At 50.5% G+C, this 2394-nt stretch carries 1 rRNA gene; it reads left to right on the top strand.

The window, feature by feature from the left end:
* Positions 1-2317: ribosomal RNA gene (locus tag N5B56_RS13325) — 23S ribosomal RNA — on the top strand; the annotation flags it as partial.
* Positions 2318-2394 lie beyond the last annotated feature (77 nt).

Here is a 2394-nt window from a genome sequence, read left to right as displayed (position 1 = left end):
AGCTTTACATGCTCGACCGCGTACTTTTTGTAGAACGGTCCGGCGAGTTACGCTTACTGGCGAGGTTAAGTACTTAAGGTATGGAGCCGAAGGGAAACCAAGTCTTAACAGGGCGAAAAGTCAGTGAGAGTAGACCCGAAACCGGGTGACCTATCCATGTCCAGGATGAAGTTGCCGTAAAAGGCAATGGAGGTCCGAACACACATCCGTTGAAAAGGGTGGTGATGAGGTGTGGATAGCGGAGAAATTCCAATCGAACCCGGAGATAGCTGGTTCTCCTCGAAATAGCTTTAGGGCTAGCCTCAATTTAGTCTTGCGGAGGTAGAGCACTGAATATCCTAGGGGGCGTCAAAGCTTACCGAAGATTATCAAACTCCGAATGCCGTAAAGATGATGATTGGGAGTCAGACTGCACGAGATAAGTTGGGTAGTCAAAAGGGAAACAGCCCAGACCTCCAGCTAAGGTCCCAAAGTGAGTGTTAAGTGGAAAAGGATGTGGGATTTCGAAGACAACTAGGATGTTGGCTCAGAAGCAGCCATACATTCAAAGAGTGCGTAATAGCTCACTAGTCGAGAGGTCCTGCGCCGAAAATGTCCGGGGCTAAAACACAACACCGAAGCTGAGGAATGACATAGTCATTGGTAGAGGAGCATTCTTAGCCCGACGAAGCTGTACCGAAAGGAGCAGTGGAGGGATAAGAAGAGAGAATGCCGGAATGAGTAGCGAGAGTGAGGTGAGAATCCTCACGGCCGAATATCTAAGGTTTCCAGGGTAAAGCTGATCTGCCCTGGGTAAGTCGGGGCCTAAGGCGAGGTCGAAAGACGTAGTCGATGGATAACAGGTTGAGATTCCTGTACTACAATGTATCAGAACTGTGGGGACACAGACAGAGAGCCAGAGCCGGAAATGGAAAAGCCGGTGCAAGCGAGGTAGGAGAACAGTAGGCAAATCCGCTGTTCAATCTGAAGACGTGATGCGGAGCGAAATAAAAGTAGCGAAGCTGGTGAGCTGGCTGTCGAGAAAAGCCGCTATAGTGTACATTGTACCCGTACCGTAAACCGACACAGGTAGATGAGGAGAGAATCCTAAGGCCGACGGAAGAAGCATTGTTAAGGAACTCGGCAAAATGACCCCGTAACTTCGGGATAAGGGGTGCCTGAGAAATCAGGCCGCAGAGAATTGGCCCAAGCAACTGTTTAGCAAAAACACAGGTCTATGCGAAACCGAAAGGTGATGTATATGGGCTGACGCCTGCCCGGTGCTGGAAGGTTAAGAGGAGAGGTTAGCATAAGCGAAGCTTTGAATTTAAGCCCCAGTAAACGGCGGCCGTAACTATAACGGTCCTAAGGTAGCGAAATTCCTTGTCGGGTAAGTTCCGACCCGCACGAAAGGCGTAATGATTTGGGCACTGTCTCGACAATGCATCCGGTGAAATTGAAGTACCAGTGAAGATGCTGGTTACCTGCGCCAGGACGGAAAGACCCCATGGAGCTTTACTCTAGCTTGATACTGGGATTCGATATTGCATGTACAGGATAGGTGGGAGACTAGGAGACGTGAACGCCAGTTTGCGGGGAGTCGCCCTTGGGATACCACCCTTGCAGTATTGGGTTTCTAACATGCAGCCGTGAACCGGCTGGTGGACAATGTCAGGTGGGGAGTTTGACTGGGGCGGTCGCCTCCGAAAGGGTATCGGAGGCGCTCAAAGGTTCCCTCAGAATGGTCGGAAACCATTCGCAGAGTGCAAAGGCATAAGGGAGCTTGACTGCGACACCGACGGGTGGAGCAGGTACGAAAGTAGGACTTAGTGATCCGGTGGTATAAAGTGGGATTGCCATCGCTCAACGGATAAAAGCTACCCTGGGGATAACAGGCTTATCACTCCCAAGAGTTCACATCGACGGAGTGGTTTGGCACCTCGATGTCGGCTCATCGCATCCTGGGGCTGTAGTAGGTCCCAAGGGTTGGGCTGTTCGCCCATTAAAGCGGTACGCGAGCTGGGTTCAGAACGTCGTGAGACAGTTCGGTCCCTATCCGGCGTGGGCGTAGGATATTTGAGAGGAGCTGTCCTTAGTACGAGAGGACCGGGATGGACGAACCTCTGGTGTATCTGTTGCATTACCAAATGCATGGCAGAGTAGCCAAGTTTGGAAGGGATAAACGCTGAAGGCATCTAAGCGTGAAGCCCCCCTCAAGATGAGATATCCCATACGAAAGTAGTAAGACCCCTTGAAGACTACAAGGTTGATAGGTCAGAGGTGGAAGCGTGGTAACACGTGCAGCTGACTGATACTAATAGGTCGAGGGCTTAACCATAAGGAAGGAATTTGAGGAAAAGTTATCCAAGGAAGGAAAGAGATTGGAAGATTAGTTGGTGTGCAGTTTTGAATGTA

This window comes from Eubacterium album (genome assembly GCF_025336545.1).
Taxonomy (GTDB): Bacteria; Bacillota; Clostridia; order Lachnospirales; family Lachnospiraceae; genus Eubacterium_U; species Eubacterium_U album.
The sequence above is the reverse complement of the archived record's forward strand: the minus strand, read 5'-3'. Positions and strand labels throughout refer to the sequence as shown.